Source organism: Bacillus sp. MMSF_3353 (genome assembly GCF_030733445.1).
Classification (GTDB): domain Bacteria; phylum Bacillota; class Bacilli; order Bacillales; family Bacillaceae_G; genus Bacillus_A; species Bacillus_A wiedmannii.
In genome coordinates this window covers 1-14,794 of sequence record NZ_JASHJA010000054.1, presented here as the reverse complement: position 1 = coordinate 14,794, position 14,794 = coordinate 1, and the positions used below count along the sequence as shown (strand labels likewise).

Here is a 14,794-nt window from a genome sequence, read left to right as displayed (position 1 = left end):
CATCTTTAGAAATAGATTCTTTTTGTAAAGATAGTACTTTATTCATTTAATACCCCTCCGTTCTTTCTATATTTGATGTTTTAATGCTTAGCAGAAGAACCAGCTTGCATTACTACTTGTTTTACATTGAACACTTTTAGAAGATTTCGCCTTCAATTGAACATCTTTAGAAATAGATTCTTTTTGTAAAGATAGTACTTTATTCATTTAATACCCCTCCGTTCTTTCTATATTTGATATTTTAATACCTAGCAAAAGAACCAGCTAGTATTACTTGATGGGGAACACCCCAGACTTATGCTTGATTTTGCTGGATTTTGGCCCTTACCCTTTTGTTTTGTTTTATTCATTTTTTGTAATGCAAGAACATCTTTCATTTTTATCACCCCCTTTTATATAAAGTAATTTCCCTATCCGTGTAAATAATTCCTAAAGTAAATCTGATGTTTTTCTTTGGACTATATCGTTTACAAATCTCAGTATCCTTATGGTTGAAGGGTCATCTTACGATAGAAGAAAGGGGTTCAACTATATTTTGTAAACTTTCTTCTGTAAAAGTTGAAGAACTAAATACTTTTTCTAAATTGAGTATGGGTATCCATGAATGGTTCTTACTTTCTAAAATATCATTTATCGTTAACAATAAACCAGAAGAGCCAGACATGATATCACCAGAAATTCTAAAACACGAATCACCAGGAACAAATATACAATCAGCATCCTCTAATAAGTGTAAATTAAGTGTAAATAATGCCGAATTAACCAAACTACTTTTTTGGGTATATAACTCTAATAAATTTGCAACAGCTAAAATGCCCGTAGTTCCTTGAAATAATCCAGCATTATAAAAGCATTTACTTTTTGATATTTTACTAATACCCTCAATTTCTTTATTCCATTTCTTCAATTTTGCATTTATCTCTAATTCAACAATCGGTAAAGCTAAACCACTTCCCCCACCGGCAAGATAAGGTAATATCCTAAAATCATCATCAATTTGATACAAGCCAGTATCATCGAATATCCCTAGTTTCATTTCCTTTTCCAATGCCTGTTCTGATAATACTAACCATTTATTATCGTTTGTTTTTTTATACAGTGCAGTAAAATACAGGGAAACCCCAGCCCAACTGGTCATAACCCCTTTATCAACAACATCGTAATCATAAGTAATAATTGGTGCATCAGCATTCAACTTGTTTATTAATAATTCCCCGATATAGAGACAAATATTTAAATATTTAGGATCATTGACTTCGTAACTAAATCCTAAGTATGCAAATCCAATTCCACTTAAACCTGTTGCAAAAGAAATATCTTCAATGTGTTTAAAATCAATAAACGAGTCGAATAGAGCCTTTGCTTTCTCCTGATAACCTAGTTCCCATAAAACCGATGCTATCCCCATATTACCGGTGAATAAACCATTTTCTAATTGAATAAGTTTATTAATATCTTGATTTTCAACCCAATCTTTTGCTTTCTGATTTATTCCTCCAGTTCTATGTAATGCCATTGCAACACCAAAACCACCGGTTAACACATTTAGCATGCCTGTCTCCATTTCATATTGCCGAATGTCTCCAGGTAATAGCCTCTCTTCATTTTTAACGTCCTTTAAAATAGAATTACGCAATTTTAATTTCATGGCTGATAGGTCAAATTTTTGTTTCATTTGTCCATTTGTAGTCAGTAATTCTTCCATAGGACGTGATCCGTAAAATTCACATAATGACTCAATACGTTCAATTATTGTATTTGCTTTTTCTCCAAATACAACTCGAATCCAATTACTATGAATAGTGTCCATATTCCAGGATATATCTTGGACACAACCAATTGGTACAAATAGCTGTTTTGCTATCCTTAATAATGCAAACCAATCACTTTGTTCTTTATTCATTTCTTGATTCCCTATGAAACCGGGAGTCATTAATCCAGAAAGAGAATCGCTTGTTGAACTTGCAGTTTCAAAATCAATTAATCTAATTTTCTCTTCTGGTGTAATTATGATATTAGCAGGTTGTAAGTCCCCCATACCTATATCATTTCTATGAAGTTCGTGTATAGACTCAATTAGTTGATTGATGATATTTATACATGATTTTGTATAAGATTCGTTTTTTATATTAGAACTAAAAGGGTAGTTCTTCACTAGCCATTCAGATAAAGAATCACCTTCAATATACTCTTCTTCTATAAAATAATGTTCCCAGGCACGGAAAGAACTTATTTTTTTAACTGGGTATTGTGCCTTTTCTAATTTATCTAATATCTCGCTTTCATTAACAATTCTAGAAAAAGCATCCTGCCCTTGAGCGTCTACTGCAGCATGAGGCCTTCCTTCTTTTAGAATGACTTTCATATTATTACTTTTATTTTTACAGATATAAACGCCACCACCATTACTAAAATGCAATGCTTCATTTATATCAAAATTATCTAGAGGAGATGAGGTGTCAACTTGATTCAACTCTTCATCCATTTTTCTAATTTCTATTGGCTCTTCTACAAAATTAGGTAAGTAATAGTAAGGAACTCTTTTATCTTCAATAAGTTCACCTTCTAAATTTTCTATAGCATCAACTTTCTCGCCATCTATATATACATACCTAGACATGAAAGCACCATATCTAAAATATATATTAGAGTTATACCATCTTTTGTCATTCAATATATAAGGGCCAGGTTTTAAATGGGCTAAGTTGCTTTCTAATAACCTCAATAAATCAATAAATTGATCATCATTTTCAGGATATATAGTTATAAACTTCCCTGACGAACCTCTATCTCCGTATTTAGAATCCTTCAGTACTAGCTCCTTATTACTTCGGACATATTTAAACGATATGTTTCTTTCTATCATTAACTTGGAAACAATATCTAAAGTTTTTTGCGATTCTCTGATATCCGTACTAACATGAATTTTCCATCCTTGTTTAGGGAGTCTTGCACTTTTAGGCATTAGGTTTGTCCAATGCTCACCATCAATTAATACATAATTATCAAATGGATAGTCTACGTTTAATAACCCTTGACTAATTTCATCAGCAACACTATAGTAAGGATTTTTATTTATATACTTTATATACCTATTATCCATTAGAACCCCCCTATATAATACATAAGCACAAATTAACTAAATTGATTTGTGCTTATGTATTTAAATTATTATTTAGGACTAACACAGAAAAAAAGGCTTAAACCACTTTGGGTTTTACAATTAACACTAACATTTGAACCAATGGGCTTATCATTATTTTTATGTTTTTTTAAACTTTGCAATGATAAAACATCAAATCTAGACATAGATATCACCACCTTTCTATACTGTGTACCAATTTTACTGTATCACCTTAATTGGCAACCTTATTCAACATGCGGATACATCAATTTTTAAAGAGGGCTTATATAGTTTATAAATATAAATATTTATAAATATTCATAGTTTATAAATATTTATATTTTCCAAGTTACTAACCTTTTTATTTGCTTGTAGAAATAAATTTTCTATATGTTCTCCCCAATAAGGTCCCCAAATTATATCTTTAACACTATTAAATGACAAACTTGTATTAGAAAATTGAAAATATTCATTATTCATTTTCATTATCCAAGGACTTCCTGAACTGCCCACGCCCAACTTTCCTTTTAAACCTAACAATGTTGAATTATATATATGGTCTTCAAAAGTAATATTTCTTATTACCTCGACTTTTTTCTTTCTGAGGAATTTTTTACTTATGTAAGGTACTAATGCATTCTGTTTTTTTGATGAGTTATTAAATATAGGTTTGATTAAATTGTCCATTGCTACAGGAGGTTCCCTTAATGTCAAAAAGGCAGTGTCATAGTCTACTATCCCATTATTAACCCACTCAGTACTAATGTAGATTTCTTCAATTTCATATTCTTTATTATCATTCGTTATAAAGGTTACTTCATTTGCAGATAATTGTTTATACCAGTCAAAGACACAATGTGCAGCAGTACAAACTATGGGATAGTCCAATCCTTTAATTAAGGAAGCATTACTTATAAACTTGGTTTTATTTTGTTTTATTTTCAATAATCCTGTATTCATTGTTTTTTTTTCATTATTTTCCATAGTAGATAATTTGATAATTATTCCTCGCTTCTTTAATTGGTATAAATAGACAATAATCCTAAAATGAGGATAACTCAATATTTTCTTTGTAAAGTAATGTGTTATGTATAATAGTGTTCTATACATAAGACTAGGGTTTCAAACGCAAAATTCTTAAAGTAACTGTAGGGTACAAGGAGTATTACCAGCATTTTTGAAAAACCTTCACGCTAAGAATGGTTCTGTTGCAAGGTTTTTAAAATTGAGCTTAAATTCTGCAACAGAACCCATAAGTTCCCCACTCAGCCTCCTGTAAAAAGGGAAGAAATGATTTATAAAATAAGGATTCATGATGTACCATACTAGATATTTGGTAGGTGACGTGCCTCTTCTGTCTATATTCTCTTCACCAATCTTCTATATCGCTTGTTGGCATCGTATTATAAAAGATCCTTAATCCTTTGAACTGTATCCATAAATCATGGACACTAAAAAAACCCCATGATTCGGGGTTTTTGTGTATTTTTATCAAAAAACCTCGTTATAATGGAACCAACGATTGGAATGCCATTTGTATTGGTAACTGATTGCCATTCTATTCTGCTCTTCTACCATGTTTCAAATGCGGCAATTACTTCTTATGAAAAAACGAGAACTGAGTGAATATAAGGCCATATATATGATTAAAGATTACTTTCTTCTTCTTTTCCAATCTATACAGAAAGACACCCAAGTGCTATCAAAGATCCTAATTCGCCTGTTCAACCTCCTACAGCAAAACAGGCAAAAATCTCATCGATATGAGAAGCAAATAGTCTTTGATATATTAGGTGTCGTTTACAATTGTACTATGTCTGATAATCAAGCGGCTTAAATCAAAAAATTGAAACCCATTAGGGTTTATTTCGTATGCAAATCTTTAAATTCCCTACACGTAGCTTTTAAAAAAAAAGAAACAACCTCTACTATAATTAACGTTGTATGGGCTTAGCTTGATAGCGATGGGGTCCTGCCACATCAGGTATTATCTACATAATTGAAGAGATAAAACACCCATACATTAGTAATTACTTCACGACCCTATTGTAAGTTTACAAAATTCCCAAAAGGCCCCTCTCATTAAAAATAAAAAGAGGCACTTTTTTAGTAATCTACATGTTAAGTGTGTACAAATCCTAAGGCATACGATCTTTTAAATCTGCTAAAGGTATAAGCTTGTCGACAAGCCATAATTTCTTATTTCCATCATAGATAAGATTTATTTGCATTAATGACATATTATCAGATGAAACACCATTAACTGTAATTTTACTTTTCACTTTTGCCAATACATTTGCTTTTGTAGTATCCAAAAATGCATAATACAACTCGCCACCTGTGTATTCAGATTGAAATGAAACTTTCTTCTTTTCTTTCTCATCTCCAGTTCCAGGAGCAGCTTGCGTTGGTCCACCTGGTGGTGTTAATTCTTTCTTTGCATTTGGTGTTATATATGCATCGATATTAGCAAGGTAAGATTCGCCTTTACCTGTATCATAAGTACGGAAAGCTTTAAGAAATCGTTCTGCAGCTTCTTTTACTTGTTGTTGATTATTACTCTTTAGAGCTGACAATTCCTTTTTCGTATCGATGTATTGTGCCTCCACCTTTTCCACTTTTTTCGTTAATTTTATATTATCAGTTTTAAGTTTTTCGTTATCAGATTGATACTTTATCAAAAAACCTACACTAGCTATTAATAAAATTGCTATTATAATGGTGATTTTCTTCATGATTTACCTCCTTTTCGCAGTTTCATAAGTTGCTAGGTGTTACATGCATTATTATCTAACTACACGACCATACCCCGCAAAATGCTGTTGAAAATATGTTTTACTTAAATCAGCATAGCCAATTGGATCGCCAGCATGATACATTGTATTATTTCCTACATAAATGCCAACATGCGTAATGTAGCTACTTGTAGCATAAGTGCTATGGAAAAATACTAAATCTCCTGGCTTAGGATCTGTTACACGTTGGGTTTTATCCCATTGGGTTTGTGCAGTACCAAATAAATTAATACCAACCCTTGAATAGGTATACTCAACAATTCCACTACAGTCAAATGATGTATTTGGTGTTCGCCCTCCAAAAACATATGGCCATCCTTGATACTTTAGTGCTTCTGTCATAATTGCTTGGAATACATCATCACCTAAAACGCTACCACCAGCAATTCCACCAGAACCACCAGGGGTTTGACCAGGTTGATAGTATCTCATAATATGTGGGACATAGTCTGGATCACCATAACACCAATTATTAGCTACTGCCTCTGCACTTCGCCATGAACCACATTTATACCCATTTTTAGCTAATTGCTCTGCAGAAAATGCCCTTGCATTCTCGTGAGTATATCCACCTTTCGAAACTGCGTAGTTAGCGTAGCCAGTTCCGTAGTTATAGCACTGTAATGTAATATTTTGATCGCCGTTGGATTTTTTATGACAATCAGCAAAATGCATTAAACCATATTTAATACTTTCTTCTGGATCTGTAAAATAACCCGGAGGATGATTTTGTGATTCAGAACTTTGCATAACATCCAATTGTGTTCCAGAACTTTCTTGTTGAATAAGAGCTAATATTAATGGAGTCATTGCTTCTATGCCATGTTGCGCCGCATATTTCCTTACCAATGGCTCCCATCTCATTACTTCAGGACTGACACTTGCAGTACCTGGGGCAAAAGGACCACCAATTCCTCCAGGACTAACTTCATCTTCACTCATTGTGGCGGTTAATAAAAATATCACTATACCTAAACCTGCAACAACAGCCAAAATAACACCGGCTACTATTAATAATGGCCTTGCAACAGCAACTGTAGCTGCCTTCTGTGCTACTTTAACTGCTACTTTCTTACCTACTTGTGCAACTGCTTTACCCGCTAATTTTGATCCTTTACCAGCCGCCTTCCCTAAAGAATGGCCTGCCTTTTTCAAGGCAGGCTTAGCATTCCCTAGTTCAGCTTCAGGATGATGTTCATTTTCATGGTCGCGATTTGGTTCCGCACTCAATGTATAAACCCTCCCTCGTGTGCTGAATTATTTTGGTTTTATGGTTTCTTTTGCTTTTACATTTTTTAAAGCTTCTTGTTGTGTTTGTGCTTTTGTTTCAACTTTTTAATTGCTGCCCCTTCTTTTAACTGTTGCTGATTATTCACTTTAGGAACACTTTTAGTTTGTTGTGGATTAACCGGTTTTACTTCTACTTGTTTTTGTGGCGTACTTACATGTGAAGTAGTGACTGGTTTACTCTCAATCGATTTCGGTTGTGATGGTGTTGTTCCTGACTGTGGTGCTGTGATTGGTTTACTCTCCATCGGATTTGACTGTAATGGTGTTGTTCCTGACTGTGGTGTTGTGATTGGCTTACTTTCCATCGGATTCGATTGTAATGGTGTTGTTCCTGACTGTGGTGTTGTGATTGGCTTACTTTCCATCGGATTCGCTGGCGATGGTGTTGTTCCTGACTGTGGTGTTGTTCCTGACTGTGGTGTTGTGATTGGCCTTGTTTGACCTGTTGGTGTTTTAATCGTTGTTGCTGGTTTTGCTTCCGCTTTTACATCTTCTTGCTTATTCTCAAGTCCACCATTATTTTGACTTGCTACTGGTCTAACTTGAGCTTTTACATCTTCTTCCTTATTATTTAATTCCTCATTTGATTGCGCTACTGGTTTAACATCCGCTTTTACATCCTCTTCTTTACCTTTTAGTTCTGCCTGTTGCATTTCAGGGTTATTATCTTCATGTTTCCCTCGTACTGCTAATTCTGGATTCTCTTTAGTTGCGGCTACTTCTTCCTTAACCCTTTCTTGCTCCTGATTTCCTTTTCTATCGCGAACACCTAAATTTTCTTCTTTTTTCATTTGATTTATATTTTTTTCTTTTTCTGCTTGCATTTGTTCTTTTTCCTTGCGTTTACCATCTGCTACCTTTTCTTTTCTATCTGCATAGTTTTCTTTCAATTGTTTAAACTTACTGTAGCCTGATTTACCCACTTTTCCTGCCACCGCAGCACTTGCAAGACCCGCGGCGCCAGCTACTGCTACACCTCTTCCAACTGTCTTAGATCCACGTCTAACATCACGATATTTCTGCCTAATATTACTCATAGCATCTGATGCGCGTGCTGCTCCTGCACTTGCTGGTACTGTAGTAATAGCATCGAAAATAGTTTTACGATATAACCAAACACCTAAGAATGAAAGTACTTGTAATGCGGCAACTACTAAATAACCATACTTATCAGTTGCGCTAAATAAGATTGAAGAAACCCAAAACATTAAAGTTATAAGAAAGCCAATTGCAACTTTCATAAGCAGCGTTCGGAACAATTCAGATAAAAATTTCTTAGCTGTCCCAGTCCATGCAGGTACTAATGCCATCAATAACATTACTGGTGACATTAGCGCTACGATAATAAACATTAATTGGTAGAACAACATCGCCATACTACATAAGCCTAAGACAACCCATAATGGTCCATTGATTAAGAAAAGTAGTAATACTAAAGCGCCACGCTCAAAAGTAGCATCCAAAGTTAATATCGTATTTTTCTTCTGTTCTACTTCCTCTCTTAATAGATCCAGCCTTTCATCTGCTCCTGTTGTTGTTAACATTTTCTTAATTCTTTCATCACCGATTTTCTTCATATCTGTTGTACCGAACTGCAATAATGTATAAGGTTGTTTGATTAATAGAGTGTGTGTTAAATCAGTAATGGAATCGACACCGCTTGAATATCCTTGACTTGCTCCACTAATACTTTGAGTGGAATCAAGAACAGTTTTATTTACTTGTTCAGAGAAAGTGTTCAGTCCTTTGATAATATAACTTGAATTTGCGAAAAAACCTAAAGTGAAAACTAAGATACCTAATGCCTTTAACAATCCTCCTAGCATCTCTGACTGGCGTCGTTGTACAAAACCTACCCAGATCACCCAGCAGGCTAATAAAGCTAACATGAGTCCAATTAATTCACTATATATTCCATTACCCCAAGAACCATTGAACCCTGCTGCTTTAGATATTACATCGCCTAATTTATCTCCTACATCAGCTACAATGTTGAGACTCATAGATTGGCCGACCATACTTGTAACAAAAGTACTAACTGCAAGATTAATGGTCCATCCAATACTTACAAGACTAAATAACACAGCAACCATTTGTTCTTTTACTTTGTCTCCCCATTTCCAAAACTTAAGAGATTCACCAAATCCACCTTCGGGTGTATAAATGTCAATTCCATAGCTACTTGCAGGGTATTCTTCATATTTTAGTTTTTCCTTATTCTTTGGAATGATATCATCTATAAGAGAAGGTCTGGGTTCTTCCTCTGCATATACTGGAGCAGCTTTAAAAAGTAAATTAAATGCTAAAAGCAAAGTACAAATTAATAACAATAGGGTAATAAACTTTTTCATTACATGTTACTCCCCCTTTTATGGGAAACCTATTAATCTTTCGAACTAAACTCATTTGTCGGTTTAGTATTTGCTACTTCATCAACTTCATTTCGTTGAGGGCCAGAATAACTTCGAACTTTGAATCCTTCCTCTGTACGGACTACTCTTACCCATTTCACTGCTTTATCGATGTTTTTAGGGGGCTTCTTTGAAATAAAGTTATACATAATTGTATCCTTATCTACCACATACTCTTTTACTGTATAGTCTTTGTAAGATAAATTATTTTGTGGCCCTTGATTCGGATCTAAAACTGTATTTTTATCTCCATCGACGATAAGTTTTCTAATTGTTTTATTATCATGTTGTAAGTCGGCCTTTACAAAGTCCAACATCATTTCTCTAGGAGTGTGCCCCTGTTTATCTTTTTCTTCTCCTACATTTGTTTCGCTATTTCCACATGCCGCGCTCAAAATTAGAGCGCCAGCACATAGGCTAGATAGCATTAATTTTTTTAGTTTAGTTTTTACCATGTTAACTCACTCCTACATTTATTTTTTCTCCCCCTTCTTCGACAAAGGTTGCATTAACTTCCTGCTTTTCATCATCATTTGACTTTCTATAATTCTTTCTTGCATTTGGTCTTGTATCGAATGCATCGTATAAATCCTTAAACACTACATCCATTGTGACAACACCTGTTCTTCCTTGGATATCTTGGAATAAACATTGTCCTGTTTCTAAATTAGTAATAATCGCATGATTTTCCTCATTATCAGGTAATCCAAAGAAATCTAAGATTGAAGAAATCTCTTTACTGTCGGTATTACGGAATGAGAACTTCATACCGATATTATTCTTAAATGTCTCATCTCCAAGGTCACTTGCACTTTGAGTTGCAAAGTATACTGCAGAGTTTAAGGCACGACCTTCACGAACTAGCTTACGAGCCAACTCTCGCCCTTGAGAAGTTCCCATAATTGCCCATGCTTCATCCAATAAAACAATTTTGAATTTAGTAGGGTCTTTTTGAAAGAATTTTCTTGCAAATGAAGATAGAGACATCAGCATACTAACTGATAAATTTTCTTGTAAGGTATAATCTTTTGGATCTTTTTGAATATCTGGCATGTCAAGATGCTGGATTTGTATGATATTTACTGCTGTATCAAGTTCAATATCTCTATTTGTTCCATCTCCAAAGATTAAGTGTGCAAATGATAAATTCTCAAATGCTTGAATATGAGCGGCCAATTGCTGATCCACTTTATCGTCACTATCTTCAAGGTATTGAGACACAGCTGTTAAGCACGGCTCTTCCATTCCTGCTACGAATTCTACGGCTGAAGCTAAGCGCGGGAATTTCTCCGAGTTATCTGGTTTAATACCTGTAATGAAAGTAAGAATTGTCATCGCTAACTCAATTGCATCTTTTCGGCTATGTTTATGAATGATAAATGGGTCTAATTTCCCTTCATCTCGCCTATCAGTCCCAAGTGTAATTACGTTTACCTTACCTTCTAAGCCGTGTAAATCTTCTGTCCAGTTCCCCCTCTCACCTTTTGGATCGACTATCAGTGTTTGAGCTCCTCCTAGTACGGCTAGGTAAACAATTAAGTTCGTTCCAAATGATTTACCAGAACCAGTACTTCCTGTTACCGCAACTGAAAGTGCGCTCGTTTTTTGATTTGCAACGGTATTTGTCGCTGCGAGAGAAGGTGTCATATAAACCGCTTTGTTTAAAATACCAGTTGTTCCTATATAAAACCCGATATTATCTCCTAAATCTTGTGTTGCACCAAACATTCCGGCCGCCAGAACTCCAGGCTCCATAAAGTGTATATAATCATTTACATATCTTTTGGCACCAGGGATAAATTCATTAAACAGCAAGAACTGGTCTCCATATGGTCTTACTAGTTCAATCATCATCTCTCTATAAATAGAAATGAGTGAATTGGTATTTCGGCGCATAGTATCCAAATCTTCAGCACATATACAGAAGGATACGGAGGTCTTAACAAGTGGCATACGTGTCTTTTGTATAAGGGCTTGTAATTCAGTAGCTTCTTGAACACCCTCATACACGTTTAGTCCAACAGTTTGTGAATTTTCCCTTGCATGTGTTTCTTGATCTTCTAAATCTTTTTTCTTTTTATTTAGTTTAGATAGAGCTTTACGGTGGTTAATATTTTCTGTGCGTATACTTAGTTCGATTGGGAAATCTATATTTTGGATCATATACATCCACTCTTGGTCTGGAAATTCCATTGTGTATGGAATCTTCGATGCCGATAAGAAACTCATATACGCTGGATACTCTAATCCATCAGAACCGATTTGGGACATTTCTATATGTCTTCCTTTAACGTCTATCTCCGATTCTGTTAGGCGTAACAAGCTCTCTTGATTCGGAAAGAGAGCAGAATCGTCATCAACTACTGGTGGCGTCCATCCTGCTGTAACAGGTGCTTCCAATGTACGATAGAAGTTGCGTAATACAATCCATTGTGTTTCATTTGTTTCTAAACTTCTTACTGCTAAATGTTTTCTTATTTTATTTCTAAAGGCGCTAGCTTCCCGTTTATACATCTCCAAATCAGTTTTTAGTATTTTGGTATCACCAAGTAATCCAAACTGTTCTGCAGTGTTTTTAAAGGTATGAAATGCAGTGTAAAGCATTTCCTTAAGTCCTTCTTGTATGTGTCTTACTTTTAATTTCACACCTATAAAATAACGATATTCTACAGCGTTTTCACCAAATTTTCTTTCTAACTCATGGACAACATCATCAGTATGATCGATTGCCAGCTCTTTTAGTTCACCGCTTACTGTTTCTTTAAACTCATCGGCTTTTTCTTTGAAATTCTGATAAACAGGTATCATTAATAGATGTTTTTCTTCTTCATAATTCCAAAATAAGCCGAGTTGTCGCATAAACAACGTATTTTTATCATCGTCTCCTTTAAATTCATAAGGAATCCCGTATGCCTCATAATACGCCCAGCAAGAACCATCTTGGTTAAAAATCAAATTATCATGAAAATATTTGACTGGAAATTCAACCTGATTCATTTGTGCCTCCTTAGAGAAGAATATGAGACTAAACTAATTCTTCCGTATAGATTAATTAATTACTTTTTCTTAATTGAATCATCCTTAAATCGAACTACTGTCTTATATTGATAGCTTCCAATATTTCCAGTTGCATCTTTATAACGACTCAACTTCTTTTTTTCAAATGTAAATACAAAGAATCGATACATAAATTTGTGTGGGCTTTTTCCATCCAATTCTACATTTCCAAAGAAGTACGCTACACCACCAGGTAATATTAGATATTTAAAAAAGACGTTGTCTCCTAATGGTAAAATCTGTTGTAAGAATATTATTATTAATAGTGTTCCAACAAAAATCCCCAGCTGCCTGTAAGGTACAGGGAAAGGGAGTGTTATATCCCTTATCCCATATAAACTCTTAGGAATATCCCATATAGAGTTGTAAGTCCTTACTTCCTTGCGAGTCGGTTTCTGATTCACTTATACCAACTCCTTAAAATTTCTATTTTTTACTAATAATTATTTAAATAATAAATTATATAATTTTGTTCCAAGATCTTTGAATACATCTGGAGTGAATACAAACACAGATACAATCGCACAAAGTACTAACCAACCAATTAGACCAGCCATTTGTCTTTTTACAAGTAAAACTATTACACCGATGATTGCTACAACTAAAAAAATGGGACCTAACTGAGCTACTAACCAGTTTTTTGCATTCACTCCAAAATTAATGTTGCCTAAGACCGCTGCATCCGTAATAGCAGGTAATTGCTGAGCAACCATATCTAATCCCAAAAGCTCCATAATTATTTTCCCTCCACTTTCTCTAATGTGTTTTCAAATTTTTTCATAGAGCTAATTGAAAACTTGTTATCTTTATTTACTAGATTTAAATCATATGTGTATGTGTACTCTAAGCTGCTATCATTGTCTTTTAATTTGGCATCAACTAAGACTCTGTATCCTTTATCCTTATCTTCATAAATTCGTAGGTTTTCTAATTTGCTAAATGTCATAATACCTTTTAGTCCATTTGTTATATTACTTTTTTCAAAGTAGTAAGCAATTTCTTCTGGTGTTCCTTCTGTATACACTTTAAATACAGATTGTAAAAATTGTTCTACTTTTTTTATTTCTGCATCTGTATTAATTTCTCGTCCTTCTGATTTGAAAGTGGCTACTTTATAAGATGCCTTTTCTCTCTCTCCATGAACGATTGTAGGATTGTTAGGGACTACCATCTTCCCTTTCTCCATTAAAATTGGTATAGAGAAGTACCTTATAACTTCTTTTGGTTCTTTTGGTGTGTCTGGAGCTTGTGTCGTTCCAGGAGCAGGATTATTTACAGGTTCTAGTTTCTGAATGATTTTCAATGTAACTTCTGCTTCATTTCCTTTTTGTCGGACCTCTACTGCTTCCGATTTAACTAAAGTACTAGAAGCGTTTTTTAAAGTATCTCTATTTAATCCACCTTGCTCATCAGATCCTTCAACTAGAAATTTCTCTAATCGTTTTCTTCGTTCTTCAGCTACATTCATATCAACTTTCCAATTAAAATAATTAGCGGCAAAATTATTCGCATATGCAATTAATTCTGCTTCTGACATTTTAATTTTTACGGGCTCCTCTTTCTTTTCCTGAACAGCTACTGCTCTAGGAGGACCGGCAAGTTGGATAAATGAAAGGGAGCTTCCTGCAATCATGAATCCCATCACACACCAAAATGTAACCTTACCTACTTTCCTTCCTGTTATTGCTGGAACTTTCTCCCTTGTTTTACGTTTCTTCTTTTCTTTAAGTGCTTCTGAATTTTCTTGTTGCATATCTAATATTTCAGTTGTTTTATTCTTTGCTTTTTTAAAGAATGTAAATTTCTTTTTTTCGGCGTTTTCCTGGGATTTCTTTTTTACCATGTCTTCACCTCTCTTTTTAAATGGTTAGGAGATTACAAAGTTCATTGTAATTTCCACTAATCAACTATCTACTTTAAGTATGATTTACTTTTTTCGGAAATCTAAGAGAAATAAAAAAAATTATGTTTTATATCAAAATTTTTTTAGAATGATTAAAACTAAATATAATGTTTATTAAAGTACATAAAAAAACCAATTCCATTAAGAAATGAAATTGGCTTTACACGGGATCTATTCTTTATAGTAAGTATTACACAATATAAAAACCTAATAT

General features: G+C 34.1%; 12 protein-coding genes and 2 pseudogenes. 1 reads left to right on the top strand and 13 read right to left on the bottom strand.

The window, feature by feature from the left end:
* Positions 1-87 precede the first annotated feature (87 nt).
* From RBB48_RS30485 to RBB48_RS30465, 5 genes are all read right to left on the bottom strand, one after another.
* The gene (locus RBB48_RS30485; protein WP_189340010.1) at positions 88-207 is read right to left on the bottom strand and encodes a class III lanthipeptide; all 120 of its coding nucleotides are present in this window, start codon (positions 205-207) and stop codon (positions 88-90) included.
* A 41-nt stretch (positions 208-248) separates the two neighbouring features.
* Positions 249-377, bottom strand: coding sequence for a class III lanthipeptide (locus tag RBB48_RS30480; protein ID WP_189340009.1), 129 nt, complete (start codon positions 375-377; stop codon positions 249-251).
* A gap of 122 nt (positions 378-499) precedes the next feature.
* Entirely contained in the window at positions 500-3,103 is a 2,604-nt protein-coding gene (gene lanKC / locus RBB48_RS30475; RefSeq protein ID WP_306008739.1) for a class III lanthionine synthetase LanKC, read from the bottom strand.
* Positions 3,104-3,171: 68 nt separating this feature from the next.
* Positions 3,172-3,309: a class III lanthipeptide gene (locus RBB48_RS30470; protein ID WP_100910529.1), complete on the bottom strand. Its 138-nt coding sequence runs from the start codon at positions 3,307-3,309 to the stop codon at positions 3,172-3,174.
* Positions 3,310-3,442: 133 nt separating this feature from the next.
* Positions 3,443-4,084 carry a trypsin-like serine peptidase gene (locus tag RBB48_RS30465; protein ID WP_254914779.1) on the bottom strand — a complete coding sequence of 214 codons (642 nt, stop codon included), beginning with the start codon at positions 4,082-4,084 and terminating at the stop codon, positions 3,443-3,445.
* 556 nt (positions 4,085-4,640) lie between these two features.
* Between RBB48_RS30465 and RBB48_RS30460 the strand changes: the two are divergent.
* Positions 4,641-4,961: pseudogene (locus RBB48_RS30460) on the top strand (IS4 family transposase); the annotation flags it as partial.
* A 301-nt stretch (positions 4,962-5,262) separates the two neighbouring features.
* On the opposite strand, the gene RBB48_RS30455 reads toward RBB48_RS30460, so the two are convergent.
* The 8 genes and pseudogenes from RBB48_RS30455 to RBB48_RS30420 form a co-directional block, all read right to left on the bottom strand.
* A complete protein-coding gene (locus tag RBB48_RS30455) occupies positions 5,263-5,859 on the bottom strand; it encodes a hypothetical protein (protein WP_306008738.1) in 597 nt (198 codons plus the stop codon).
* Between the two features lie 51 nt (positions 5,860-5,910).
* A complete protein-coding gene (locus tag RBB48_RS30450; protein WP_306008737.1) occupies positions 5,911-7,149 on the bottom strand; it encodes a bifunctional lytic transglycosylase/C40 family peptidase in 1,239 nt (412 codons plus the stop codon).
* A 27-nt stretch (positions 7,150-7,176) separates the two neighbouring features.
* A pseudogene (locus RBB48_RS30445) lies at positions 7,177-9,560 on the bottom strand (CD3337/EF1877 family mobilome membrane protein).
* A 32-nt stretch (positions 9,561-9,592) separates the two neighbouring features.
* Positions 9,593-10,075: a hypothetical protein gene (locus RBB48_RS30440; RefSeq protein ID WP_088062815.1), complete on the bottom strand. Its 483-nt coding sequence runs from the start codon at positions 10,073-10,075 to the stop codon at positions 9,593-9,595.
* 1 nt (position 10,076) lies between these two features.
* The gene (locus RBB48_RS30435; RefSeq protein ID WP_306008736.1) at positions 10,077-12,617 is read right to left on the bottom strand and encodes an ATP-binding protein; all 2,541 of its coding nucleotides are present in this window, start codon (positions 12,615-12,617) and stop codon (positions 10,077-10,079) included.
* Positions 12,618-12,676: 59 nt separating this feature from the next.
* The gene (locus RBB48_RS30430) at positions 12,677-13,081 is read right to left on the bottom strand and encodes a TcpE family conjugal transfer membrane protein (protein WP_088123070.1); all 405 of its coding nucleotides are present in this window, start codon (positions 13,079-13,081) and stop codon (positions 12,677-12,679) included.
* A 39-nt stretch (positions 13,082-13,120) separates the two neighbouring features.
* A complete protein-coding gene (locus RBB48_RS30425; protein WP_000421394.1) occupies positions 13,121-13,411 on the bottom strand; it encodes a hypothetical protein in 291 nt (96 codons plus the stop codon).
* Between the two features lie 2 nt (positions 13,412-13,413).
* Positions 13,414-14,520 (bottom strand): conjugal transfer protein, encoded by a 1,107-nt coding sequence (locus tag RBB48_RS30420; RefSeq protein ID WP_088062812.1) that lies wholly within the window; start codon positions 14,518-14,520, stop codon positions 13,414-13,416.
* Between the last annotated feature and the right edge of the window lie 274 nt (positions 14,521-14,794).

What these genes read in the sequence shown, in the direction of transcription:
- RBB48_RS30480 (WP_189340009.1), bottom strand. Translation starts at nt 377, where the DNA reads ATGAAAGATGTTCTTGCATTACAAAAAATGAATAAAACAAAACAAAAG.
- RBB48_RS30470 (WP_100910529.1), bottom strand. Translation starts at nt 3,309, where the DNA reads ATGTCTAGATTTGATGTTTTATCATTGCAAAGTTTAAAAAAACATAAA.
- RBB48_RS30485 (WP_189340010.1), bottom strand. Translation starts at nt 207, where the DNA reads ATGAATAAAGTACTATCTTTACAAAAAGAATCTATTTCTAAAGATGTT.
- RBB48_RS30435 (WP_306008736.1), bottom strand. Translation starts at nt 12,617, where the DNA reads ATGAATCAGGTTGAATTTCCAGTCAAATATTTTCATGATAATTTGATT.
- RBB48_RS30465 (WP_254914779.1), bottom strand. Translation starts at nt 4,084, where the DNA reads ATGAATACAGGATTATTGAAAATAAAACAAAATAAAACCAAGTTTATA.
- RBB48_RS30425 (WP_000421394.1), bottom strand. Translation starts at nt 13,411, where the DNA reads ATGGAGCTTTTGGGATTAGATATGGTTGCTCAGCAATTACCTGCTATT.
- RBB48_RS30455 (WP_306008738.1), bottom strand. Translation starts at nt 5,859, where the DNA reads ATGAAGAAAATCACCATTATAATAGCAATTTTATTAATAGCTAGTGTA.
- RBB48_RS30420 (WP_088062812.1), bottom strand. Translation starts at nt 14,520, where the DNA reads ATGGTAAAAAAGAAATCCCAGGAAAACGCCGAAAAAAAGAAATTTACA.
- lanKC (WP_306008739.1), bottom strand. Translation starts at nt 3,103, where the DNA reads ATGGATAATAGGTATATAAAGTATATAAATAAAAATCCTTACTATAGT.
- RBB48_RS30440 (WP_088062815.1), bottom strand. Translation starts at nt 10,075, where the DNA reads ATGGTAAAAACTAAACTAAAAAAATTAATGCTATCTAGCCTATGTGCT.